This is a genomic window from Enterocloster sp. OA13, from assembly GCF_022440595.1.
Classification (GTDB): domain Bacteria; phylum Bacillota; class Clostridia; order Lachnospirales; family Lachnospiraceae; genus Enterocloster; species Enterocloster hominis.
The window spans coordinates 1,494,481-1,517,363 of sequence record NZ_JAKNTF010000001.1 but is presented as its reverse complement, the minus strand read 5'-3'; the positions used below and the strand labels follow the sequence as shown (position 1 = coordinate 1,517,363).

Sequence of the window (22,883 nt, the reverse complement as noted above, 5' to 3'; positions counted from 1 at the left end):
TCTATGTCAAGAAATTTTACCTGGAGGTGAGGTGGAGGTGAATACCTTGGAATATTCAATCGGTGAATTTTCCAGGCTCACGGGCCTGGGAATCCATACCCTGCGCTATTATGAACAGGAAGGCCTTATTGCCCCGGAACGTAATTCCGGCAACCGCCGCCGGTATTCGGAACGGGACATTGCATGGATCAGCTTTATTAAACGCCTCAAGGATACCGGAATGCCCATTAAAGAGATTAAACGGTACGCACATCTGCGGGCCGGGGGGAATCCCACGCTAGAGGCACGGCTGGAAATGCTGGTACAGCACAGGCAGGTATTAAATGAACAGATTATGCAGCTCCAGGAGCATCGGGACCGGCTGGATGAAAAAATTGATTTTTACAGGAACGAAATAGGGCATAGGGCAGATGAAGACTAGACAGCGGATCTTTTGCCCTTTGGGAAAACCCATTCATGACTAATCATTTGCAATTTTACCATGTGGGGATAAATCTTACCTCTTTTCATCAACTCCTGTGGTGTACCTTGCTCAGCAACCGTACCTCCAGACAGCACAACGACTTGATCCGCGCCGCTTACCGTACGCATACGGTGGGCGATAACAAGTACCGTCTTATCTTTTATCAATCTTGACAAAGCAGACTGAATTAAGGTTTCATTTTCTACGTCGAGACTTGCCGTAGCTTCGTCCAGCAAAATGACAGGAGAATTTTTCAGGAAAGCACGGGCGATTGATATACGCTGTCTTTCGCCGCCGGACAGTTCACAGCCATTTTCACCAATCATACTGTTATAACCATCTGGAAGTTTGGACGCAAATTCTTCACAGTTTGCCAGTCCTGCCGCCGTAATCACCTCTTGATCAGTCGCATCTTTTTTCCCTATCCTGATATTCTCCATGATTGTATTATTAAACAGCGTAACATCTTGAAACACGATAGAATACAACGATAACAATGTTTCAGGCTCTATCTTCGATATATCCATACCGCCGACTGTAATTTTTCCTTTATTTACATCCCAAAATCTCGCGGCAAGGCGTGATACCGTGGTTTTGCCGCCGCCGGACGGACCAACTAAAGCGGTCACTTCTCCCTGTTTCGCGGTAAATGATACATCGTCCAAAACAGTTTCCCCTGTATTGTAGGCAAAACCTACATGGTCGAACACAATGTCATATCCTTTATTTGTTGTTCTGTCGCTGCCTGTCTGGATTGGCTGGTCAAGAATTTCATTCATACGGTCTATGTTCGTTTTGGTTGAAATAACCGCCGCAAGATTCTGCAAAGCACCCTCAAGCGGGGAATACAGTCTTGAAGCAACAAGCAGGAACATAAAAAACAGCGGAATTTCTATCTCACCTTGAATAAGCAATGCAGAGCCTGCAAGTGCAACAGTGGCAATTCCAAACTTTAATATCAGTGTTGATGAAACAACAAAAAGGGCAGTTCCAAGTTCCGTGATAATGTGACGTTTTTCCACATAATCAATTTTTTTATCAAGCCCGTTCAGATAGTCTGCTTCCGCATTATTTGCTTTTAAGTCCTGTAAGCATTCAATGCACTCCTGCACACCGCTTTCAAGCGCAACATTCGCCGCTACGGATTTTCGGTTAAAATATCCTTGTATACGGGCTGAAAAAAATGTAATTGCAAATGCAATCGGCAAGACCCAAACCGCTGCAAGTGCCATACGCCAATCGTAAGTAAACAGGCAGATAGCAATCAGTGTTGTTGAAATAAGAGAACCAGCCAAAGCGGGAACATAGTGGGAAAACGCCTGTTCCAGTGTGGCACAATCACCCATGATTGCATTTGTTAAATCGGCAAGGTCTTTTTTCCCGAAAAAGGACAGCGGGATTTTACGGAGCTGTTCTGCTAAGGAAATGCGCCTTACACCGCTTTCCACATATGTGGCTAAATAGGTGGCATTGTATTGAAACCAAGTCACAATAAAAATAAGGAAAAGGAAGATCAGGGCGCTAACCGCATAGAACATAACACGGTTTCCCTTTATGCCCCCGTTCATCATATCAATGACAAATTGATACAGAAGCCCGACGGGAAGCATAAAGGAAATATCCTGCAAAACGCAGGCAATACACCCTTTTATCAAATCAACAGCCCCCTGCCTTGATAGTGCAAAGCGCCTTTGCAATGTCTGAATCATGCCGTTACCTCCTTTACAATTTTCCATTCCGCCGCTTCAGAATAAGTTTTCCACATGCGTGTGAAGATGCCGTTTCTCTCAATCAGATTGCGATGCGTGCCGCTTTCAGCAATTTTACCGTCCTGCAGTACATAAATACAGTCTGCGTCCGTGATTGATGAAAGCCTATGTGCAATCATGATAACCGTTTTTCCCTTTGAAAGAGCAGATAATGCCTGTTGGATCAGCACCTCATTGTCGGGATCGGCAAATGCCGTCGCTTCATCAAGAATAAGGATAGGCGCATTTTTCAAAATAGCGCGTGCAATTGCAATTCTCTGCTGTTCACCGCCGGACAGGTACACGCCGTTTGTGCCGACAACCGTATCGATGCCATCCGGCAATTTTTCGATAATGTCCAGGCACTGTGCGGCTTTTAAAGCATGAACGATCTCCTCGCGTGTTGCCGCTGGTTTTGCCATACGCACATTTTCCAATATAGACGCTTTGATTAAGCGGCTATTCTGAAAAACGAAAGACACCTTATTCATCAATGTTTCTTTCGGAATATCGCGTATATCCACATTTCCTATTAGAATGCGTCCCATTTGCGGATCAAAAAATCGCGTAACGATATTTGCAAGGGTCGTCTTGCCGCCGCCGGACGCGCCAACTAATGCGATTGTCTGTCCCGTTTTAATTGACAGAGATACATCATTTAATGCGTTTTTCCCACCATCATGCCCCAGGGCACCCTGTCCGCCTCCTTCGGAGTCATTCACCTTGTAGCTGTAACTGACGTGCTCTAATATAATCGAATTATCAGACGGTATATGATCCACTCTGCTATCAGGCAGGGGCTTTTCGTTCAGAATTTCATCAATCCTGCCCATTGCGTCACTCACAATCATGGCGTCCTCACTCATAAACATGATTTTTGTGAGTGTCGTACCAATAACTGGCGTAACCACAATATAAAAAATAAGGTTTAACAGCAAATCATCTGATACTCCGCCCCTTGTAAAGACAATACCTCCAGCAATCAGAAACGCAAATACGCCATTGATTGCAGTTGTATAGAACATCATAGGCAAACGCAATCCCCTTGTGTACGCCATTACCCATGTTTCATAATTGTCTATCGCATCTTTGAAGCGTTTAAAAGAAAAGATTGTCTGCCCGAAGGTTTTTACTACAGGTATGCCTCTTACATATTCAACGGCTTCATTTGACATATCAGACAGTGAATTTTGGTATTGTTCCATTCTCTGCTCCATATCTTTTCCAGTCATTTTCATCATGATCAGAAAACCAAGCACAACAGGAATAAGGCTTAAAAGACCTAACCGCCAATCAAATGCAAGCAGTAAAAAGAGCAGTCCTATGGGCGTAGCAATCGCACCCGCTTTGTCGGGCAGCCTGTGTGCAAGATACGTTTCAGTAGCGGCACTGGAACTGTTTACGATTCGCCGCAGCTTTCCGCTTCCATACTTTTCTGTGATTCCAAGGGGCAGGGCTGTAATGTGCCGCATAAGCTCCTTTCGGATATTAGCGGCAACCCGGAACGCAGCTATATGAGAACACATCAAAGCGGATATGTATACAACGATTGAGATAACCGCAAACAATACAGCATGCCAGCCGTAGCTTGTAACATTCCCCGCCTGCGAAAAATCCGGGGAAACCTCCAGTATGTCATGAACGATACGCCATATATACACGAATGGTACAAGTGCCAATAGTGCGCTCGCAACTGACAGCACCCAGGAAAGATACGTTAAAATTTTATGTCCTCCGGCATACCCCATCAATCTTGATAGATTAGACTTTTTTTTATCCATAAAAACCTCCTTCATATCTATTGAAGAGCAAAGTCTTTGTTCATTCAATAAATTCACTTTTTCTGTTTTGCCAACTGGGATATATTATGAAATTCCCCTGCAAGCATTACGATAGCTAGAACTAAAACAAGTAAATCAGTTACCGCCGGAGCTAGAAATACACCATCTATACCCAGTCCGCCAATTTGTGGAAGAATGATTGCCAGCGGAACAAAAAGAATGATTTGCCGCATTAAAACCAAAACACTTGCTTTTGACGCTTTCCCCAGAGACTGCATTAAAGTAATGACCATAAGTACAAAACCAAGTAGAATATAAGTGCTGAACAAAATACGGAAATCTGTCACACCCTGGCTTACAATATCCTTATCTTTGATAAACCATGAAAGAATTGTTCCAGGAGCCAGTTGTATGGGTACATAGAAAATAAGTCCAATCACTGTCGCACCAATAATAAATGCTTTTGTGACCTGTTTTACCCTGTCATACTGCTTTGCACCGAAATTCGTGCCTGCTGCATAGGCTGCACCTTCTACGCCCTTTCCCTGATTTTTCATAATGATAATCATAATCGGGTCAAGAATAATATTGAGAACCGCACCAGTGCCCGTAATCAGCATTGCCTTTTTTAAGATTCCTTCGCCACGCATAATCATATTAGCGGACTGTCCAAAATTCACGAAAAGGGAACCTGCAAAAATAATGCGCAAGTAGCGTTCTGCGGTATTAAGGATTTCTCCCTCTGCACCACTTAATGTCAGAAGCTGGCGTGTAAATATCATTCCAAGGACAGTAATGATAATGCCAAAAATCAGATTTAAAGCAATCAAGTTTCCCATGATCCTATCAATTATATCTTGATTTTTTTACCAACCGCCCGTGAAAGAACAGATGCCGAGCCTACCCCAATCAATGTGGAAACGCCAGTATTTATCAGCGTAAAAGGATAGGAAATGGAAACCGCCCCCATCACAACTTCATTGATGAGCTGTCCCACCAAAACCCTGTCCATGAAGTTGTATAGCCCGACAACCACCATACCAATAATAGCCGGTATACTTAAAGACAGCATTAGCTGAAATGGTGATTCCATCAGCAATTTTGTACGGGTGTCTGTTTTTTGAGTCATGATGACAACCTCCTTTAAAATTTTTATGATATGAGGGAAAAATAATCTCCCTCTAATATCCCAATCTTTGTTAACTGATTTTTAATAGTTAGTTTTAGCTAACCAATGTGTTAAATATGATGGAAAGCATACACTTTCCATTATAATATCTAAATTTACTTACTGCCCCATAATTTTCATCCATCCGGCCGTGTAAAAAGCAATCATTTCTTTTAGGTAATATTCTGCTTTTTCAAGTGGCATTTCATGTATGATCAGTTCAAAAAACGTTTTAAACATTCCTGTTATCAACATATGCTCCAGTTGTTCATCAATAGGAGGGGAAGGCCTGCCCAGTCTTTTAAGTATTTCCAGATAGTTATGTGTCCCCTTTGTTTCTATTTCTGCCATTTCATCAATGAGGTTTGAAAAACGTGTTCCCTCTGATTTGCAGAGAATGATTTTAAATTCATTCAGATATTCGTAAGCATATACAAGCATATCGTGCATACATGCGCCGGAATCTGTAAGATGGTCTGGTTGTTCCTCCGGAGGTAAATCAGCAAACTCTTGATGTGCCTTGCAAAATCTATTCATGATATAATCGTACTGTTCACCAACCAGCGCCTCAAGTAAATCCTCTTTGCTGTTGTAATAGCCATAAAATGCACCCGTTGTCACGCCTGCTATTTTAACAATATTCCGTAAAGAAGCTGACTTAAAACCCTTATCAAGAAACTCCTGCATAGCTGCTTTATGTACCAGATTTAATGTTGTATTCTCCTGTTCACCCATAAAATTGCTCCTGTTTATAACACCGTTATATAACACTGTTATATTTTAAGACGCATTAAGACATTTGTCAATAGTATTTTGAATTTTTTCTGAAAAGGGAAGCGGGAAAGGTTACAGCCCCGGCATTCTTTCATTCAGGAGAACAGCAGAGATGGAAAAGACCGGTTCAATATCATTAGATAGTGCAGCTTATGAAATATTGCTTATCCTGTGCCAAACTGCAGCGCCTCCGAAAAAGTACCTGCTGTCTATGCATTTAGGACATTAACATAATCCGGGCAGGGAACAGTGACCACATAAGGGTATTCCACGGCGCAACCGCGCCCTCATCGATGGTCAGGGATTCGTCCGGTACCAGAGTATCCTGATCTACCGTGCGCACAATCCCGGTACCGCCGCAGGTACGGCAGGCCCCCTGACTGTTAAAGGCCAGTTCCTCTGCCGAAAGGCCGAAGAACCGCTCACCGCATTCAGGACAAACCAGCTCCTGCCCCGCCGCCACTGCCAGCGAAGGAGCCAGATTGTGTCCATTGGGGCAGCATTGGCTGGAAAGCCGGGAATACATCAGACGCAGGCTGTTTAAAAGTTCCGTTCCCGTACCAAAGGTACTGCGGATGCCAGGGACACCGGGACGCTGGTGCAGAGCCAGCGCTGCCGGTATATACAGAACTTCATCCACCTGGGCCCTGGCCGCCTGTGTCATACGGCGTCGGGTATAGGTCGAAAGCGCATCAAGATAACGTCTCGACCCTTCAGCGTACAGAACGCCCAGCGCCAGCGATGATTTCCCGGAACCGGAAACACCGGCGATCCCCACAATCTGGTTCAGCGGAATATCCACATCAATATTTTTCAGATTGTGCACCCTTGCATTCCTCACCTGAATCCGGTTTGGAATCCTATTTTCCCCATGTACCATTGGATTGTTTACTTTTTGTCCATCCATCTTCTGCTCACCAGCCCTGTCATTTTTTTCTATTTTTTATTGTACCACCTTTCCAACAATGCAGTCATCCAGAATATCCTTTGTGTTAACGGTGCCCGTAGCTGCCGCTTTCTCTTTATTGCTGTCAAACGGTTTTTGTATCATAAATTCTGCAATCAGAAAAACCGCACAGGAAACCCAAATAACCGGCTCTGTCAGGCAGACACATAAGTATCCCAGTTTAGGGATCAGCCATATTCCAGCAATCAATTTTACAATTAATTCAAATGAACTTGATAGGACAGGAACAGCTTTACGGCCAATCGCCTGTAAACTTGTCCTGAGCGCAAGCAAGATCCCCAGCGCAGGATAGCATACAAAATGAAACCGCAGGCTGAGCACTGCATTGTCAATCACGTTATTGTCTGAGGTTCCTGTCAGAATCCGTACCGCAGTTCCTCCAAGTAAAAAGACTGCAAGGCAGGAGAACAGCCCCCAGCCCACTTCCATAGCCATCACTTTTTTCAGTGTCTGCCGAATCCGTTCTTTCTTACCCGCACCCCAATTCTGGCTGGTAAAGGTCGAATATGCTGTCGCAATGGAAGCCAGCGGCATCATCATGATACCAATGATTTTTCTTGCTGCTGTGTGAGACACAATCAGCATTTCTCCAAGGCCGTTGATTGCCCGCTGATAAATAACAGAGCCAATATCCACCACACACAGCATAAGCGCCATAGCAAAGCCTGTTGCTGCCATCTCTTTAATCAGAGGTATGTCCAGATGGAAATGCTTCCGGCCAGGGAGAATTTCCCGATATTTACGGAACATATAAATTGCGGAGAACAATGCGCTGAGGCTCTCCGCGATTACAGTCGCCGCCGCTGCGCCCTCTACACCCCAGCCAAAACCAATAATAAATAAGCAGTCCAGGCTAAGATTGATTACACAGGAAAGGATCAGAAAATAAAGCGGTGTCCTGCTATTGCCAACAGCTCTCATAATGCCTGCCAGCATATTATAAACAATTGTTGCCAGCATTCCGGCAGTAATAATTGCTATGTAAGAATACGCATCTGCAAAAATACTGTCCGGTATATTGAGCAGTCTCATCAGGGAATTCAAAAACAATAGCGAAAAAACGGTCAGCATTAAAGTGATTACCAGATCCAGTACTATCATCGCTGCAATCGACTTCTTCAGCTTATCCTGATTTTTTGCTCCAAATGCCCGGGCCACAACAATACCATAGCCGCTGTTTAAGCCAGAGGCAAAATTCATAAGCAGGGAAAAAATGGAACTGGTTGCACCGATAGCCGCAATCGCGGCATCTCCCAGATTATATCCGGCAATCATCGTATCTGCCACATTATAAATCTGTTGAAAAATATTCCCGACAAACAATGGGATTGCAAACGCTAAAATCAGCTTAACCGGATTCCCATTTGTCATATCGTTAGTGTTTGTGTGTTCTTTTATCAAGATTACTCCTCTCGGCAGGCTTATCCAATTAGCCTTAACAGTTGTTCTTCATCCGCCTTCGGGAGCAGGTTCCTTAAATAACGCAAAATTCGTTCTTTGGATTCCTTTGGTGAACGGGAGTATGCCGATTGAACTACCTCCATTCCCATGGCCCCTCTTTGCCCTCATCATCGGGAAACCATAATTCCGGCGGTGTCCGTTCTTCCACAGAAAATCCGGGGATTTCATTTTTGCAAAAAGGGAGAAAGCCGCTTTCCACCACAGCTTGTTCCATTTTTTGATGGGTAGTGATCCTGCCTCTCATTTATCACACCGCCTTTCCTCATAATTTCCACACACATTGTTAAAGTACGGATTATACCGTATAGGCTGCGGTTACATTTGTCAGCATATCCCTGTTTTCTGTGGTATTTTCTTCTGTGTAAGCAGCTGTCAGAGTAATACTCTGCGGTGAGCCACCCCACTCAATGTCACCGGAAAACAGCACAGTGCTTGACCAATACAGGGTTCCTTCCACATAGATATCAATAATAATGCGGATACCATTTTTCTTACCATGCTTCCATCTCCTGTTCTGTTCGTTTTTCTTTCGGGCATTCCGCAAGAATCTGGTTAATAATCAGCACGGTATCTTTCACCTTCATCCCACACTGGAATGCTTTTGGGGATTCCCCATGTAAAACATCCCGCCAAAGCCGCCGCCAAAACCTTCCATAATCCGGCACGCCGTTGTTTCGTCTATTCCCATATCACTGGCGTAAGCACAGAACACCGCCTGGGAACAGGTAAAGCCTTTTCCGTATGCCTGTCCTGCCAGTTTTAATTTATCGTCCAAGTGAATCCCTCCTTACCGGTAGGATTTTTCGTAGATTTCCAGATAATCATTGTCTGACAGAGGCAGCGGGTCCGCGGTAATGTCGCCGCCAAGCACCTCGTGAATCTTCTGCGGATACAGTTCTAATTCCTCTCTTGTGATTCCGGCGTCGCTCATTTTCAGATCGGCGCATCCAACAGCGGCAATCAGTTCATCCAATGCTTGAATAAAGTCTTTTCCGGAAGCAGGGTTCTCTACTCCCATTGCCTTTGCCATCTTTATCATTGGTTCTTCAGCGGCCTTTTTTTCGGCAAAAAAGTCATAGTAGGCATGGGCTGTCATAATAAGGCCGGCGCCATGTACCAGATTTTCATGGAAACTTCCCATGACATGCTCAATGGTGTGGGCAGAAGTACAAAGCATATAGTAAGCGGCCAGGGAATTCGCCAGCGCCATATTCTCACGTGCTTCCTTGTTGCTTCCGTCCTTATATGCAGCAGGCAGATATTTTGCCACCAGTTCAATCGCCTTGAGTGCAAACATCTCCCCCATGGGATGCTCGTTTTTATTGATGACGCTTTCAGAAGCATGGAAGAACGTATCCATCCCCTGATAAGCAGTAAGTGCCGGTGGTACGCTCATCATCAGGTCGGCATCCACCACAGAGATCGTGGGGAACATGGAAGGGAAGAAAATTCCGGTTTTCTCCTTCAGTTCGTCATCCGAGATAACAGCCGCGATATCTACCTCGCTGCCGGTACCGGCGGAGGTGGTGATGCATACGATTGGCAGGGCGTCAAATTCCGCATTCTTTTTTCCGCCTGCTTTACTCAGGCTATAATCCCAGATATCGCCAGGATTTGCTGCCATCAGCGCAATACACTTGCTGCAGTCCATGACAGAGCCGCCGCCCAGGGCCACGACGAAATCACAACCATTGTCCCGGACCGCCTTTGCGCCGTCCATGACATTCTTCCGGGTGGGATTCGGACGGATTTCATCGAACAGGGCGTGTTCCACTCCAGCCAGCTCCAACTCTTTTTGCACACGGGACAGATAACCATATTTCTTCGTGGACTGACCATTGGAGGTGACAATCAGGGCTTTTTTACCCGGAAGGCTTTCCTCATGCAGATGGTTCAGCTGTCCTGCCCCAAAGAGTACGCGTGTCGGCATGTTAAAGATAAAATTGTTCATAAGTGATTCCTCCTCATATTTAATTCTCTATTCATTTTGTTTCTGAACTTTATTATATTGCGCCAGATTTTAGAATACAGCGCCAAATCTTATGTTTATATGTGGTAAATGATAATATTATTCTGCAGCCTTTTCCTTAGTCAAAGAGTCTCACTATGGCCGCTGTCACGCTTTTAATATCCAGGGAAGTCGTGTTAATACATAAATCATAATTAGACGTTTCTCCCCATGTCCGCCCTGTATGAAATTGATAGTACCGCGCGCGCTGTCTGTCAATCCCATTCATCTTCTTTCTCATCTCTGCATCCGTCTCTCCTTCCATGGACTGCTCCTTTTCCCTGCAGCGGGCCAGCTTAAAATCCGTATCCGCGTATACAAACAGACGAAGGGGACTCCTCTCCTGCAGAATATAATCCGCACAGCGCCCTACAATCACGCAGTCTGTCTTATCCGCCATCTCCCTTATCATTTTGCTCTGTTCCAGAAATGCTGTCTGATCCGGCTCCATTGCCTGATAAAACTGGGATGAAAAGGTTCTTCCCGTTGTAATTGGCAGTAATGGGATGAATTTATTTTCTTCAACCTGGCGGATATAGTTTTCTGTCAGATTTGTCCTTTTGGAAAGCTCACTGATAATTTCCTGATCATAATAGGCAATCTTTAATGTATCCGCAATATGTCTGCCCAGTTCCCGGCCTCCGCTGCCAAATTCCCGGCTTATGGTAATAATTTTATTCATCTGTTCCCTCCTGTAGATTGATTGAAAATAGTAACGACCCAGATTGTCTATCTTGTAAGGTTTTTCAGCCACCCATATTTCCGGTAATGGAGGATGGCCGCCGGCAGCTTCACAATCTCATCCAGGTTGATGATCAGGAATACAATGACTACTGGAAGGTTCCAGACAAAGGCCGCTAAGAAACCGGCCGGAACTGCAAAGGCCCACATGGTAACCGCATCACAGATCAGGCCAAACTTAGAGTCCCCGCCCGCGGGAAATATCCCGGCTATGGTGGTCATGTTAATGGACTTTCCGACCATATAGCAGGCGCACAGAATCAGCATCCATTTAAGATATCCTGTCGCCTGCGGACTTAATGTGGTGACCTTTACGATGACGGGGGTAAGCGCTACCAAAAACACGCCGGACAAAACGCCGCTTATAACAGCGAGCTTGCAGAGACGGCCTCCGTATTCTTTTGCCTGCTTTAAATTTCCCATGCCTAACTCGTTACCCACAATAATACCGCCGCCGTTTCCAAGCCCGGTACAAAAACTTACAATCAGATTTTTGACAATGTTGGCAATGGAGTTGGCTGCCACGGCATCGCTGCCTAAGTGGCCCATGATTACGGAATATGTAGTAAAGCCGCAGCCCCATACCAGATAGTCGCCAAGCATTGGCATTGTATATTTCCAATAATCCCGTGCCAGATTTTTTTCTGTTGTAAAGCAATATTTTATGCGCAGTCTGGCTCTTTTTTCCCGCAGGGACTCAAGATAGGCCCATCCCATCTCTATCAGTTTTGAAATGGACGTTGCCAGGGCCGCACCCGCAATCCCCATTTCAGGAAAAAACAGCAGCCCGTAAATCAACGCAGCATTTAAGAAAATATTAATCACCACAGCAGTGGAGCCAATTACCATACTTTTAACGGCACAGCCTGTGTTTTTCAAAATGCACAGATAAATCTGGGAAATGCCAGTAAACAGATAAGATGCTGCAACAACACGAAGATACACAATTCCACTAGATATCAACTGCGGCTCGTTTGTGAATATCCGCATCAGGGTTTCCGGGATAAAAAGAGTCGCCAGAAAGAAAACTGCGGATATCAGAAAAGATACTTTTATAACATAGGCAAAGATTTTTTCAATGGATATCATATCCCCTTTCCCATAATACTGCGCTGCCAGAATACTTGTTCCCATTGTCAGGCCACCCATAAAAAGATTGAATACAAAGGTAATCTGTCCAGCCAGAGATACGGCGGAAAGGGAGTCCTGATTCACAAATCCAAGCATCAAGGCATCCGAAGCACTGACTGCCGCCAGCATAAATTGCTGAAAGGCAATCGGCAGCACAAGTGAAAACAGTTTTTTGTAAAAGATGGCGTTTTTATCACTCCATGATTTGGTTTTCATTTCATAACCTCCTGGTTTTATAATTGCATGCCAACTAGTATAGTTGGAATCTGCTGAAAAATCAGCGCTAAAACTTAATAAAAGCAGTGGTAATTTATAATATTCTATGGTAGCATAGAGCTAATATGAAAGGAGGCTATTGCTTGGAAAAAACCATACTGTCATTGTCAATCGAAGCCCTGCAGGAGCAGTTCGACAGTCTTGACTGGACCTATCATGACTTTCCTGTCGGAAGCCAAAATGAAAAAATGTACTGCTGGCCAGGTCCGGAACAGGAAAATATTCTAATCTGCGTCCATAAAAGCAGCGGGGTACAGGAATTGTTTCACCGCCATGATTTCTTTTACTTTAATTACACCTATAAGGGAGAATATGATTCCCTCAGCTACAAATACGATCATCAGATTACAATACGGGAAAGGGAATTGTATGCAGGCCAGCCGTTTGCCGGACACGCCCTGTGTGTGCATGATAATCAGGAAACCATCATCATTGGTGTGTTATTCCGGCGAGAGACCTTTTTCCGCTCCTTCCTGCCCCTGTTGTCCGCTAATTCCGGGTTGTTCCATTTTTTCCTCGATCCTTCCACAAATTGCTTTTCTGAAGAATACCTTCATTTCAAAATCGAGGATGACTGCAACATCCGCACACTGCTGGAAATGATGGTGATTGAGTATGCCCATAAAGGCGAAGATACACAGGACATATTAAAGCCCCTGGCACTGGCGTTCCTGATGCAGGTGGCCCGCCAGTATACCTTTGCAAACCAAAGGCCCCCTGCAGACCGCCTGTCAGACCGGATTGTCCAATACATAAGTGAACATTCCGACAAGGTAACATTAAAGGATATCGCGGCACGGTTTTCCTACCATCCCAACTACATATCCACCCTTCTACACCGGGAATTGGGGAAATCGTTCTCTGAAATCCTGCTTTCTCAGCGAATGGAGCGTGCCGTAATTCTTTTGAAAGGCACGGATCTTACAATCAATGAGATTGCTTTGATGCTGGGGTACAGCAACAGCAGTAATTTTTACAAGGCGTTTCGGGAGTATTATGGTGTTTCTCCGCGGGAATATATCCATTAATCATCTGCGGCTGTTCCACTTTTTTACTCCACATCATTTACGATTTCCCTAATCACCTTTGCAGGTACGCCGCCCACCGCACAATTATCCGGCACATCCTTTGTCACCACTGCACCTGCGGCAACGACTACGTTATTGCCGATTTTCACCCCGGGAAGGATTGTCACATTGCCGCCAATCCATACATCGTTTCCAATGGTGACCGGTTTTGCAATCCCCAGATGTTTTCGCCGTCCCATGGGATTCAACGGGTGATTGACCGTCGTAATCAGAGTATTGGGACCAATCATGACGTAATCTCCGATATGAACCGGAGCGATATCCAAAATAGTAACATTATAATTGGCAAGAAAATTTTTACCCACATGAATATTGGTCCCACTGTCACAATTAAACACAGGAAGCACGGTGGCGTTCTCCCCCACGGCCCCAAACAGCCTCCGGATCGCCCGGGATCTTTCTTCCTTATTCTGCATCGGGATTGCATTCAGCTTCTGACACCATTCCAGTGCGTGAAGCTTCCGCCCGTCAACCTCTTCATCCCAAAAGTCATATTCTAAACCTGCATCCAACTTTTCCGCTTCTGTCATATCTTCCGATTCCTTTCTTTTTCTGAATGATTTCACAAAACTTCTCCATTTGTCTCCATTACCTTCTGGTACCAGGCAAACGAATCCTTTTTGCTGCGCTTTAAAGTGCCATTCCCTTCATTGTCCCGGTCTACATAGATAAATCCATATCGCTTCTTCATCTCACCTGTTGTAAAGGAAACACAGTCGATACAGCCCCAGGGGGTATATCCTATTAAATCCACGCCGTCTTCTTCCACCGCTTTTTTCATTTCCGCAATATGGGCTTTCAGGTAATCGATGCGGTAAGGGTCGTGGCAGGAACCGTCTTCCTCTTTTTTGTCGATGGCGCCAAATCCATTTTCCACAATAAACAGCGGCTTTTCATAGCGTTCGTACATCTGATTCAACGCATAGCGGAGTCCCACCGGATCAATGCCCCATCCCCAGTCCGATACCTTAATATAAGGGTTCCCTACAGAATACGCACCGGAGCCGTCTGTTACAGAGGAAACATCTTTTTTTGCCGTAGAATCTACCGTATCCGTCATATAATAGGAAAATCCTATATAATCTACAGTCCCATCTTCCAGAGCCTTTTTATCCGCATCCGTGATATCCAGCTGGAATCCCTTTCGCTCAAACATCTTAAGGGCATAAGCAGGATAATGTCCCCGGCACTGCACATCGCAGAAAAACCAGCGGTTGTGCATCTCATGAACGGACAGCATCATATCTTCCGGCCTGCAGGAATAGGGATAGATTGGAACCATGGCAATCATATTTCCAATCTGAAATTCAGGATTAATCTCGTGGCCTGCCCTGACTGCCAACGCACTTGCCACCAACTCATAGTGGCCGCACTGGTACATGGCCTGCTCCGGATTCTCAAAAGAGCCAAAATGAGCGCCGCTGTTTGTCCATCCAAAGAGATCATTTTTGTAATTCATCTGATTGTTGATTTCATTGAACGTCATCCAGTATTTCACCTTGTGTTTATAACGTTTAAAACAGGTTTTTGCAAAGTTAAAGAAGAAATCAATGGTCTTTCGGTTCGTGAAGCCCCCGTACTCTTTTGCCAGATGATAAGGCATTTCAAAATGGGAGAGCGTAATAACCGGCTCAATCCCATATTTTAACAATTCATCAAATACCTGGTCATAGAACTGCAGTCCCTCCTCGTCAGGTTCTGCCTCATCTCCCATAGGAAATATCCTGGACCAGGCAATCGAGGTCCGGAAACACCGAAAGCCCAGTTCTGCAAATAAAGCGATATCTTCTTTATAATTTCCATAAAAATCAATTCCCACATGATTCGGATAATACTTTCCTTCCTCGATTCCGTCCGTGATTGTGCGGGGAACGCCGTAAGCGCCTGCCGTCATCACATCTGCCACGGACAATCCTTTGGAAGTATTGAGAACACCGCCTTCAAACTGATGGGCTGCCAGTGCTCCTCCCCACAAAAAGTCTTTCTTTAAAGCCATAATCTCTGCTCCCTTCTTCCGGTTAATGGGTCAATCTGATTTCTGTGATCTTTGACCGTTTTCCCCTGGTCACTGCAAAGGTAATCGCATCTGCCACATCCTCCGGGGTCTGCCACATCTGCTGTGCCACCTCCTCGGCTATAAATCAGACTCCGTTGTTTGTCACCTGCCTTTCATTCTCTTAGCTTCTTGAAATATTTATATCATTCTGTCTCTCAAATAAATATCATATAATTACTATTTATTATATATTCTTATTGTCAATTTCCACCCCTTGTGATACAGTAAATAAAGGAGGCATCGCCTATGAAGTCGATTGAAAAAGCGCTTTCTGATATCCGTTTTAAGCAAAAAGAAGAACAAATCCATCACCACACCTATGATGAGGAACTGTTGCAGTACGAATATATGAAAAACGGCAATTTGGAACAGGCCATCCCATTGAGCATTAAATTATTCCGAGGTAATCTTACTGGTCATCTTTCCGACAACCGGCTCTCTCATTACCGCTACCTTTTTGTAGCTTCTACGACCCTTTCCTGCCGTTTCTGCCTGGAGGGCGGCATGCTGGCAGAAGATGCGTACAACATCAGCGACCTCTACATTCAGCTCATGGACAAATGCACTACTGTGGATGAGATTTTCCGTCTCCACACAGAGATGTTCACGGAATATACAAAACGTATGGCCGAACTAAAAAAAGAACAGATTTACTCGAAACCTGTCCTTCGGTGTATTGATTATATCCATCATCATTTACATGAAAACATTACCCTGAATTCCACGGCGGATTATGTAAATCTCTCGCCGTCCTATCTCTCCGCCATTTTTAAAAAAGAGATGAATACCACTCTTTCCGAATATGTGCGCAAATGCCGTATTGAAACAGCGCAAAATTTGTTAAAATATTCAGAATACACCTGTGTTGAAATTGCCAACTACCTCGCGTTCTCCTCACACAGCCATTTTAATACTTTATTCAAAAAATATACCGGATATACTCCAAAAGAATATCGTTTAAAGTATTTTCGACATAACTGGGCAGAATGACTTCCTAGAGCCAAAGCATGGTTCTGTAGTAAACTTCACAATACAAATACTATCCCCTCCGATTACTCCCCTACATAGGACATAATGCTGTAATCTGGACTCCCTAATCCAGGTATTTCTCCTGAAGATATATAATCCTGCTGTTAAGGCGGCGGATGTACCGGGCGCTGATACGGTTAAAAGAGACAAACCTGTCCATCAATCAGATTGCCCTTATGGTAGGGTATGGAAATAACAGTAATTTCTATAAAGCCTTCAGGGAATACTACGGTGTGTCACCTCGGGAATATGTGTACACGGAGTCATGAAACCCCTATCGGCTGCCTATCCCGCCGTTTTATTTTTCATGTCACCTGTATCCGCATACAATTTTTAATACAAAAGGCTGGCACAACCGTGCCAGCCAGCTCCATGCATCCATAGCTATCTGATAAAATTTCCTGCGGCCTTCCAGATTTCGTACCACTCCTTACGCGTCAGCATGATATCTGCGCCCTGTGCATTTTCCGCAAGGTGTTTCACATTCATGGTACCTGATATCGGAAGCAGATGCGCCGGATGACGCAATAACCATGCGATTGCGATTGCAGGAGCAGGGACACCGTACCGTCCGGCTACCTCTTCTATTTTTGCATTTAATGGTTTATAATCCGGATGCCCAAGGAAACAGCCGCCCATATATCCGGCCTGCATTACAGACCAGCATTGGACCGTAATATCATTTAATCTGCAGTAATCAAGAACCCCTCCGTCCCTGTCAATTGCACACATATCGTCCATATTGACATACATCCCCCGTGAAATCAGCCCTGAATTGACAACACTCATCATCAGTTGGTTTGTAACAATCGGCTGTTTTACATACTTTTGCAAAAGCATAAGCTGTGTCGTGTTAAAGTTCGAAACACCGATATATCTGATTTTTCCGCTGACATACAGTTCGTCCAAAGCCTCCGCTATCTCTGCCGGATCTGCCAGGGCATCCGGCGCATGGAGCATATACACATCAATATAATCTGTTTTCAATCGTTTCAGACTGTCATTGGCCTCTTTTAAAATATAATCCTTAGAAAGGTCAATCGTTTCCGGCTTCCCCTGTCCCGGCTGGATTTCGGTAAATCCACATTTAGTCTGCAGAATCATTTTTTCCCTGACAGATGGCGTCATATGTGCTGCTTTTGCAAAAAATTCCTCACAATATCCGAAGGGCCCTCCATCCATTCCGTAAATATCAGCATTCTCAAAAAAAATCAAACCCATTTCAAGACATGTCGATATGTATTCCTCTGCCTGATACAGGTTGAGCTTATTTAGATGCATTAAGCCAATTGCCATTACCGGAATGTCAAGATCCGAACTGCCCAGCTTCATCCTCCTCATCTGGTATTAGGGTGTAACCCAGACCCGCCAAAATATGGCATGGAATTAATCGTTGCCATATCTTCATCCGAAAGATGAAAATCAAATATATCCGCATTCTCCACAATACGCGATGGCGTCACCGACTTAGGCAATGGCAGCACACCATTTTGAAGGCACCAGCGTATGCACAGTTGGGCAACCGACTTCCCGTATTTTGAAGCGATATCCTGAAGCCTCTGATCTGTCAGCATGCGTCCCGTCCCCAACGGGCTCCATGCCTCCACCAGGATATCATGTTTCCTGCAGTAATCCACTGTCTCCTCCTGCATTTGACCCGGATGATATTCAATCTGGTCCACCATCGGGATTATTTCTGTTTGCATCAATGCCGCCAGGTGCTCCGGAAGGAAATTAGATACACCAATGGATTTTATATATCCTTTCTTGTAGAGTTCTGTCATGGCCCGCCACGTATCAACATTAACCGCTTCCCAATCCGGACAGCGGTATTTTGTAGCCGGCCAATGGATTAGATACAGGTCCAGATAATCTGTCTGCAAATCATCCAATGTTTTTTGAAATGATTTCATTGTCTTTTCATATCCTCTGCTGTCATCCCACACCTTGCTGGTTATAAATAATTCAGCACGCGGTATGTCTGCGAGCTTAAGCGCCTCACCAATGCTTGATTCGTTTTTGTATGCGGCAGCGGTATCAATATGCCTGTAGCCGGCCCTGACTGCCGTCCTGACCGCCGCGGTGGCAGTCTCTCCGTTTGGGGACTGCCACGTTCCGAATCCAAGGCATGGTATATGATATCCATTATTCAGAATATACGTATCTGTTATCCGTTCCATCATGCCTCCTAAGAATTCTCCTTTCCAAAATGCCGGATTGTTATCCGTATCTCCCAATACCGGCTGACTGACATGCTAAACACGCAGGACCACCGCATGCCCGGCATCATGCTTTGTCATCAGCGCATTTACGATAAATGCAGCTGCCAGGCTGACGATACAGCCGACGCCAACAGCCAGATAAACGCTGAGTATGATTTTACCCACATAAACCACCAGATATGCTGCGATTCCGCATACAGCCGCTATGATGGCTGACATCCTGTGCACCTTTTTCTGTGTCACCGCCACAAGCAGGGGACCTGCAACGCCGCTTAAAATGACCCCCGTACCAATCCAGTTAAGCACATTCAATGAACTGGGCCTGTTAAACGCAATCGGAAGCGATGCAATACCAACAAGTACCACGGACCATTTTGCAATGGACAGGGAAATCCTGTCTGCCTTCTCAATATCGACTTTCTGTCCGCAGTCAATTTTATGCTGTATATACGTCTGGCGATACAGCGTGTTTCCAAGAACAGTTGCCATCATTACCATAATCCCGTCTGTGGTCGACATGGTGGCCGCCAGCAGCACAACATTGAAAAATGCCCCAACCACGGGATGATATACCATGGTTACAAAAGTCGGAAGGGCATCATCTGCATTCGCCAGCACCTCCGGTGTCAGAAGCCTGGAATACATTCCCCCTACAACCACCATGCCGCCGATGAACAGGCAGAAACCTGCAAATAGTATGAATTTCCTTAAATCCCGGTTTGTCTTAAGATACTGGACCTTATTCATCAGCTGAGGATTCAGCGACCAGCATGCATTGGAAATGAATATGCCTGAAATAGCCACCGGGCCTGCAAATGCAGCATCGGACGGATTAAACGCAGCTGACAGGTTGGGATCTGCCTGGCTCAGCAGTCTGGGAACCTCTGTGAATACATTCCCAAACAGGAAGAATCCTGTAATGACCACCGTGATGGATACGATACACATCAGGGTGCCCTGAACCACATTGGTATAGATATGCGCATATGTACCGCCAAGGAACAGGTAGATCATAACAACCACCACACCAATCAACACACCTGTTTCATAAGGAATCCCCAAGGTTGCATTCATCAGGGTACCGACGCCTACAAACTGGGCAGCCAGGGGTACGATATTGCACAGACATACAATACCAATCAGCAGACGGAGCCCCTTGCTTTGATATACATCAGCAAGCCAGTCCGGCATGGTAAGGGCATTTGTCTTATCCGCAAGCTTCCGGTAGCTCCCCGCAACGATTGCAAGCATTAAGATGGCAGGAAACCAATGTCCCATATGATACCATAACAGGGACACGCCATTTTTATAGGCAAGACCGGGCAGGCCAAGGAACGTACCCGCGCTCATGAATGTGGCCGCCCATGTTATGGCAACAATATATGGGTTTACATCCCCTGATGACACTGCAAAAGATTTCATATCCGTGGTCTTCTTAGACCCCTTCAGGCCGAGAACCCCCATTGCAATCAGATATATGACAAACAGTATTATAAATGTAGCCTTCATCTTACTCCCCTCCCTCTTCGTTTAAATGATTGTTTGAATACAGGCCCTTTGTTACCCCTACTACAAGAATCCAACTGATAATCTCCACTACAGCCCAAATTTTAAACATATCTTTCCTCCTCCTCTTGTTTTCAGACCCCAAACAGCCGGGCTAATTCAACAAAATCATTTAACACATAATCCACTTCCTGTTTTCCATCCGGTTCATCGTAAATTACCTTTGGCCCATATTCCATTGGTCTTGGTACAAATATGGTCATACAGCCCGCCAGCTTTGCCCCGTCCAGATCAAAGGGATGGGCCGCGACCATGGCAACCTCTTCCGGCCTTGCGCCCAGAAGGTTGATTTCATCAACATAAACTTCTGGATTGGGCTTGAATTTCTTAAATAAATCCCCTGTCGTAATAAAATCCCATGGCAGGCAGGCCGCTTTTTCAATATCAATCATCAAATTAAAATCCCCGTTAGAAAAAGGTCCAATCGCGTATCCTGTTTTCAATCTGTTTAATCCTTCCAGCACATCCGGCCATGGGGAAAGCCGGTGCCATATTTTTCCCAGATTTTCATAGTCCTCTGCCGACAGGACATCAAGCCCGCACTCCCTGGCCCTGGAATCCAGATACTCCATAAAAACAGTATCCGCCGGGACCCATTCCCGTTTTCCATGGGCAATGTCAAATGTTGCCTTAAAGTATCCGTCATTTCTCCAGGCATTGGCAAATTCGTCCCAATCAATATCCAGGTTGTACTTTTTGCTTAAAGCCATGCCATGTGTTACGATTGAGCCATGCCAGTCAACCACTGTCCCGAATGTATCAAAAATTATGTACCGGGTTTTCGATATATCCATCTGTATACACCTCTGTTCTTTCCTAATTAACATTTCTAAACATTTAATCTGCAAAATCCTCGCATTGTAATACGCTTTTCTATGTGCTCTTTATAAACATTTTATTTCTTTATGAAAATATCTATCCATCGCCTCTTTTCTGTAAATTATTTATAAATTATTTATATTTGATAGTATAGGCGAAAATGCTGTTTTTGTCAATATCATCCTGCTTTATTTTTGTATTATCATCACTTTCACTATATTTCCAATGCTTTTTTGCCTTTATAGTTTATTATTTTATAAATTATTTACAAAATATCGCTGTTTGATGCAATATGAGATACCTTTTATTATTCTAATTTTGTAAATTATTTATGAATTATCATCTGTGAAACTCATTTTCCCTCGAATATACCATTCGAAACGTTGACTTTATATCTAAACTGCTCTAAAATGTCATATAAAGACAGAAAAATCATAAAGGGGCAGAAATGATGGCCATTAAGGCAAAAGAACTGGCACAGCAGTTAGGGGTATCCGCGGCTACACTATCTTTAGTCATGAACGGAAAACCTGGAATCAGCGATAAGACACGAGAAAAGATAATAAAGGAAATGAATAATCTTGGTTATGGCTATTTGGTGAAGAATCCCCACAACGAGCCACAGATTCAAAATACCATTGGATTTGTTATTTATAAAAATGATGGGAAGATGCTTGGGTTAAACTCTTTTTATCCATTAATTCTGGACGGTGTGGAAAGCACCGCAAGGAAATACGGTTATAACCTTGTAATCATCAACCTGGAACGGGCTGATATCGAACAGCAGATTCATTATATAACGGATGCCAATTGCGTCGGTTATGTTATATTTGCTACGGAAATGCAGGATAATGAAATCGATTATTTCGAAAACCTGGGACTTCCGTTTGTCCTCTTAGACAACTACTATAATGGACGGATGATTAATACGGTAAAGGTCAATAATGAGCAAGGGTGCTATCTTGCCGCAAAGTATCTGATTGATATGGGACACCGCAGAATAGGTTATCTTTCCAGCGGCCTTCCGATTAACAGTTTCATTGAACGCCGCAATTTTTCAAAAAGGGCTTTGGCATCCTTCGGCATAATGGATATGGAAAAGTTCACCTATACCATCGGCTATCCAATTGACCAGGCGGCAGAAGGAATCCTGCCCGTTCTGAAAAAACATAAAAAGTCCGAACTGCCCACCGCCTTTTTAGTGGACAATGACCTTGTGGCAATCGGGGCAATGCAGGGCATGAAGGAATTTGGTTATCAACTGCCTGATGACTTTTCATTTGTAGGCAATGCGGACCGTCCAATCAGTTCCTTGGTGGAGCCAAAGTTAACCACCATCCGGGTGCCTCAGGAGCGCTTTGGATCTGAAGCCGTGTTTCAGCTGATACAACAGTTACAGAACCAGGAAACATCATTTACAAGGGTTGAGATAAATGGGGAACTGATTGTACGGGATAGTGTGAAAGATATAAACGGATGAACCAAATAGCTGCTGGTTAGGACAGGTCTTACTTTAAGCACTTTCAAGGAAAACTCCCCCGTTGTGAAAAGCGGGGGAGTTTTTCACTCACTGGCAAACAGCCTC

General features: G+C 44.6%; 24 protein-coding genes. 5 read left to right on the top strand and 19 right to left on the bottom strand.

What is annotated here, in order from left to right; genetic code table 11:
* The first annotated feature begins 46 nt into the window (after positions 1 to 46).
* A complete protein-coding gene (locus MCJ35_RS06695; protein WP_025482337.1) occupies positions 47 to 421 on the top strand; it encodes a MerR family transcriptional regulator in 375 nt (124 codons plus the stop codon).
* Here the strand turns inward: MCJ35_RS06695 and MCJ35_RS06690 are convergent.
* The 13 genes from MCJ35_RS06690 to MCJ35_RS06645 all read right to left on the bottom strand — a co-directional run bounded on the left by MCJ35_RS06690 (position 418) and on the right by MCJ35_RS06645 (position 12,458).
* Positions 418 to 2,172 (bottom strand): ABC transporter ATP-binding protein, encoded by a 1,755-nt coding sequence (locus MCJ35_RS06690; RefSeq protein WP_025482338.1) that lies wholly within the window; start codon positions 2,170 to 2,172, stop codon positions 418 to 420. The two genes, MCJ35_RS06695 and MCJ35_RS06690, sit on opposite strands and share 4 nt — an antisense overlap.
* On the bottom strand, positions 2,169 to 3,992 hold the full coding sequence (locus MCJ35_RS06685) for an ABC transporter ATP-binding protein (RefSeq protein ID WP_227795092.1): 1,824 nt from the start codon (positions 3,990 to 3,992) through the stop codon (positions 2,169 to 2,171). Before MCJ35_RS06685 ends, MCJ35_RS06690 begins: the two co-directional genes overlap by 4 nt.
* A gap of 53 nt (positions 3,993 to 4,045) precedes the next feature.
* On the bottom strand, positions 4,046 to 4,822 hold the full coding sequence (locus MCJ35_RS06680) for an MATE family efflux transporter (protein WP_488473294.1): 777 nt from the start codon (positions 4,820 to 4,822) through the stop codon (positions 4,046 to 4,048).
* Positions 4,823 to 4,842: 20 nt separating this feature from the next.
* The gene (locus tag MCJ35_RS32535; protein ID WP_488473293.1) at positions 4,843 to 5,121 is read right to left on the bottom strand and encodes an MATE family efflux transporter; all 279 of its coding nucleotides are present in this window, start codon (positions 5,119 to 5,121) and stop codon (positions 4,843 to 4,845) included.
* A 159-nt stretch (positions 5,122 to 5,280) separates the two neighbouring features.
* Entirely contained in the window at positions 5,281 to 5,895 is a 615-nt protein-coding gene (locus MCJ35_RS06675) for a TetR/AcrR family transcriptional regulator (RefSeq protein WP_025482339.1), read from the bottom strand.
* A 256-nt stretch (positions 5,896 to 6,151) separates the two neighbouring features.
* Positions 6,152 to 6,841, bottom strand: a complete 690-nt coding sequence (locus MCJ35_RS06670; protein ID WP_025482340.1) for a hypothetical protein — start codon at positions 6,839 to 6,841, stop codon at positions 6,152 to 6,154.
* A gap of 36 nt (positions 6,842 to 6,877) precedes the next feature.
* Entirely contained in the window at positions 6,878 to 8,302 is a 1,425-nt protein-coding gene (locus MCJ35_RS06665) for an MATE family efflux transporter (protein ID WP_025482342.1), read from the bottom strand.
* A 20-nt stretch (positions 8,303 to 8,322) separates the two neighbouring features.
* Positions 8,323 to 8,445 carry a hypothetical protein gene (locus MCJ35_RS32530; RefSeq protein WP_488473313.1) on the bottom strand — a complete coding sequence of 41 codons (123 nt, stop codon included), beginning with the start codon at positions 8,443 to 8,445 and terminating at the stop codon, positions 8,323 to 8,325.
* On the bottom strand, positions 8,436 to 8,606 hold the full coding sequence (locus MCJ35_RS32525; protein WP_488473292.1) for an AlkZ-related protein: 171 nt from the start codon (positions 8,604 to 8,606) through the stop codon (positions 8,436 to 8,438). Before MCJ35_RS32525 ends, MCJ35_RS32530 begins: the two co-directional genes overlap by 10 nt.
* 336 nt (positions 8,607 to 8,942) lie before the next feature.
* Complete coding sequence (locus MCJ35_RS06660) at positions 8,943 to 9,137, bottom strand: C-GCAxxG-C-C family (seleno)protein (protein ID WP_025482344.1); 195 nt, start codon at positions 9,135 to 9,137, stop codon at positions 8,943 to 8,945.
* Positions 9,138 to 9,149: 12 nt separating this feature from the next.
* Entirely contained in the window at positions 9,150 to 10,313 is a 1,164-nt protein-coding gene (locus tag MCJ35_RS06655) for an iron-containing alcohol dehydrogenase (RefSeq protein WP_025482345.1), read from the bottom strand.
* A gap of 136 nt (positions 10,314 to 10,449) precedes the next feature.
* Positions 10,450 to 11,052 carry a cytidylate kinase-like family protein gene (locus MCJ35_RS06650; RefSeq protein WP_025482346.1) on the bottom strand — a complete coding sequence of 201 codons (603 nt, stop codon included), beginning with the start codon at positions 11,050 to 11,052 and terminating at the stop codon, positions 10,450 to 10,452.
* A gap of 47 nt (positions 11,053 to 11,099) precedes the next feature.
* A complete protein-coding gene (locus MCJ35_RS06645) occupies positions 11,100 to 12,458 on the bottom strand; it encodes an MATE family efflux transporter (RefSeq protein WP_025482347.1) in 1,359 nt (452 codons plus the stop codon).
* A gap of 143 nt (positions 12,459 to 12,601) precedes the next feature.
* Here MCJ35_RS06645 and MCJ35_RS06640 point away from each other — a divergent pair, with 143 nt between their 5' ends.
* Positions 12,602 to 13,546 (top strand): helix-turn-helix transcriptional regulator, encoded by a 945-nt coding sequence (locus MCJ35_RS06640; RefSeq protein ID WP_025482348.1) that lies wholly within the window; start codon positions 12,602 to 12,604, stop codon positions 13,544 to 13,546.
* Between the two features lie 23 nt (positions 13,547 to 13,569).
* Here MCJ35_RS06640 and MCJ35_RS06635 read toward each other — a convergent pair whose 3' ends face one another.
* Positions 13,570 to 14,172, bottom strand: a complete 603-nt coding sequence (locus MCJ35_RS06635) for a sugar O-acetyltransferase (protein ID WP_240299412.1) — start codon at positions 14,170 to 14,172, stop codon at positions 13,570 to 13,572.
* Positions 14,169 to 15,602, bottom strand: coding sequence for a 6-phospho-beta-glucosidase (locus MCJ35_RS06630; protein WP_025482350.1), 1,434 nt, complete (start codon positions 15,600 to 15,602; stop codon positions 14,169 to 14,171). The genes MCJ35_RS06635 and MCJ35_RS06630 overlap by 4 nt, the downstream gene beginning before the upstream one ends.
* Positions 15,603 to 15,908: 306 nt before the next feature.
* On the opposite strand from MCJ35_RS06630, the gene MCJ35_RS06625 reads away from it, so the two are divergent.
* Positions 15,909 to 16,652, top strand: coding sequence for an AraC family transcriptional regulator (locus MCJ35_RS06625; RefSeq protein ID WP_008716046.1), 744 nt, complete (start codon positions 15,909 to 15,911; stop codon positions 16,650 to 16,652).
* 131 nt (positions 16,653 to 16,783) lie between these two features.
* Positions 16,784 to 16,960: a helix-turn-helix transcriptional regulator gene (locus MCJ35_RS06620; protein ID WP_353656113.1), complete on the top strand. Its 177-nt coding sequence runs from the start codon at positions 16,784 to 16,786 to the stop codon at positions 16,958 to 16,960.
* Positions 16,961 to 17,075: 115 nt separating this feature from the next.
* Here the strand turns inward: MCJ35_RS06620 and MCJ35_RS06615 are convergent, their stop codons facing one another.
* From MCJ35_RS06615 to MCJ35_RS06600, 4 genes are all read right to left on the bottom strand, one after another.
* Positions 17,076 to 18,023 (bottom strand): aldo/keto reductase, encoded by a 948-nt coding sequence (locus MCJ35_RS06615; protein WP_155858376.1) that lies wholly within the window; start codon positions 18,021 to 18,023, stop codon positions 17,076 to 17,078.
* Between the two features lie 5 nt (positions 18,024 to 18,028).
* Positions 18,029 to 18,871 (bottom strand): aldo/keto reductase, encoded by an 843-nt coding sequence (locus MCJ35_RS06610; RefSeq protein ID WP_275891627.1) that lies wholly within the window; start codon positions 18,869 to 18,871, stop codon positions 18,029 to 18,031.
* A gap of 75 nt (positions 18,872 to 18,946) precedes the next feature.
* Positions 18,947 to 20,422: a sodium:solute symporter family protein gene (locus MCJ35_RS06605; RefSeq protein ID WP_025482353.1), complete on the bottom strand. Its 1,476-nt coding sequence runs from the start codon at positions 20,420 to 20,422 to the stop codon at positions 18,947 to 18,949.
* A gap of 131 nt (positions 20,423 to 20,553) precedes the next feature.
* Positions 20,554 to 21,273: a haloacid dehalogenase type II gene (locus tag MCJ35_RS06600; protein ID WP_025482354.1), complete on the bottom strand. Its 720-nt coding sequence runs from the start codon at positions 21,271 to 21,273 to the stop codon at positions 20,554 to 20,556.
* A gap of 473 nt (positions 21,274 to 21,746) precedes the next feature.
* Here MCJ35_RS06600 and MCJ35_RS06595 point away from each other — a divergent pair, with 473 nt between their 5' ends.
* Positions 21,747 to 22,778 carry a LacI family DNA-binding transcriptional regulator gene (locus tag MCJ35_RS06595; protein WP_051400535.1) on the top strand — a complete coding sequence of 344 codons (1,032 nt, stop codon included), beginning with the start codon at positions 21,747 to 21,749 and terminating at the stop codon, positions 22,776 to 22,778.
* Positions 22,779 to 22,883: the final 105 nt, after the last annotated feature.

Excerpts from the sequence above, each read along its gene's own strand:
- MCJ35_RS06600 (WP_025482354.1), bottom strand. The coding sequence starts at position 21,273 with ATGGATATATCGAAAACCCGGTACATAATTTTTGATACATTCGGGACA.
- MCJ35_RS06610 (WP_275891627.1), bottom strand. The coding sequence starts at position 18,871 with ATGGAACGGATAACAGATACGTATATTCTGAATAATGGATATCATATA.
- MCJ35_RS32535 (WP_488473293.1), bottom strand. The coding sequence starts at position 5,121 with ATGACTCAAAAAACAGACACCCGTACAAAATTGCTGATGGAATCACCA.
- MCJ35_RS06685 (WP_227795092.1), bottom strand. The coding sequence starts at position 3,992 with ATGGATAAAAAAAAGTCTAATCTATCAAGATTGATGGGGTATGCCGGA.
- MCJ35_RS06595 (WP_051400535.1), top strand. The coding sequence starts at position 21,747 with ATGATGGCCATTAAGGCAAAAGAACTGGCACAGCAGTTAGGGGTATCC.
- MCJ35_RS06675 (WP_025482339.1), bottom strand. The coding sequence starts at position 5,895 with ATGGGTGAACAGGAGAATACAACATTAAATCTGGTACATAAAGCAGCT.
- MCJ35_RS06645 (WP_025482347.1), bottom strand. The coding sequence starts at position 12,458 with ATGAAAACCAAATCATGGAGTGATAAAAACGCCATCTTTTACAAAAAA.
- MCJ35_RS06630 (WP_025482350.1), bottom strand. The coding sequence starts at position 15,602 with ATGGCTTTAAAGAAAGACTTTTTGTGGGGAGGAGCACTGGCAGCCCAT.
- MCJ35_RS32530 (WP_488473313.1), bottom strand. The coding sequence starts at position 8,445 with ATGGAGGTAGTTCAATCGGCATACTCCCGTTCACCAAAGGAATCCAAA.
- MCJ35_RS06615 (WP_155858376.1), bottom strand. The coding sequence starts at position 18,023 with ATGAAGCTGGGCAGTTCGGATCTTGACATTCCGGTAATGGCAATTGGC.
- MCJ35_RS06605 (WP_025482353.1), bottom strand. The coding sequence starts at position 20,422 with ATGAAGGCTACATTTATAATACTGTTTGTCATATATCTGATTGCAATG.
- MCJ35_RS06655 (WP_025482345.1), bottom strand. The coding sequence starts at position 10,313 with ATGAACAATTTTATCTTTAACATGCCGACACGCGTACTCTTTGGGGCA.
- MCJ35_RS06690 (WP_025482338.1), bottom strand. The coding sequence starts at position 2,172 with ATGATTCAGACATTGCAAAGGCGCTTTGCACTATCAAGGCAGGGGGCT.
- MCJ35_RS06670 (WP_025482340.1), bottom strand. The coding sequence starts at position 6,841 with ATGGATGGACAAAAAGTAAACAATCCAATGGTACATGGGGAAAATAGG.
- MCJ35_RS06625 (WP_008716046.1), top strand. The coding sequence starts at position 15,909 with ATGAAGTCGATTGAAAAAGCGCTTTCTGATATCCGTTTTAAGCAAAAA.
- MCJ35_RS06650 (WP_025482346.1), bottom strand. The coding sequence starts at position 11,052 with ATGAATAAAATTATTACCATAAGCCGGGAATTTGGCAGCGGAGGCCGG.
- MCJ35_RS32525 (WP_488473292.1), bottom strand. The coding sequence starts at position 8,606 with ATGAGAGGCAGGATCACTACCCATCAAAAAATGGAACAAGCTGTGGTG.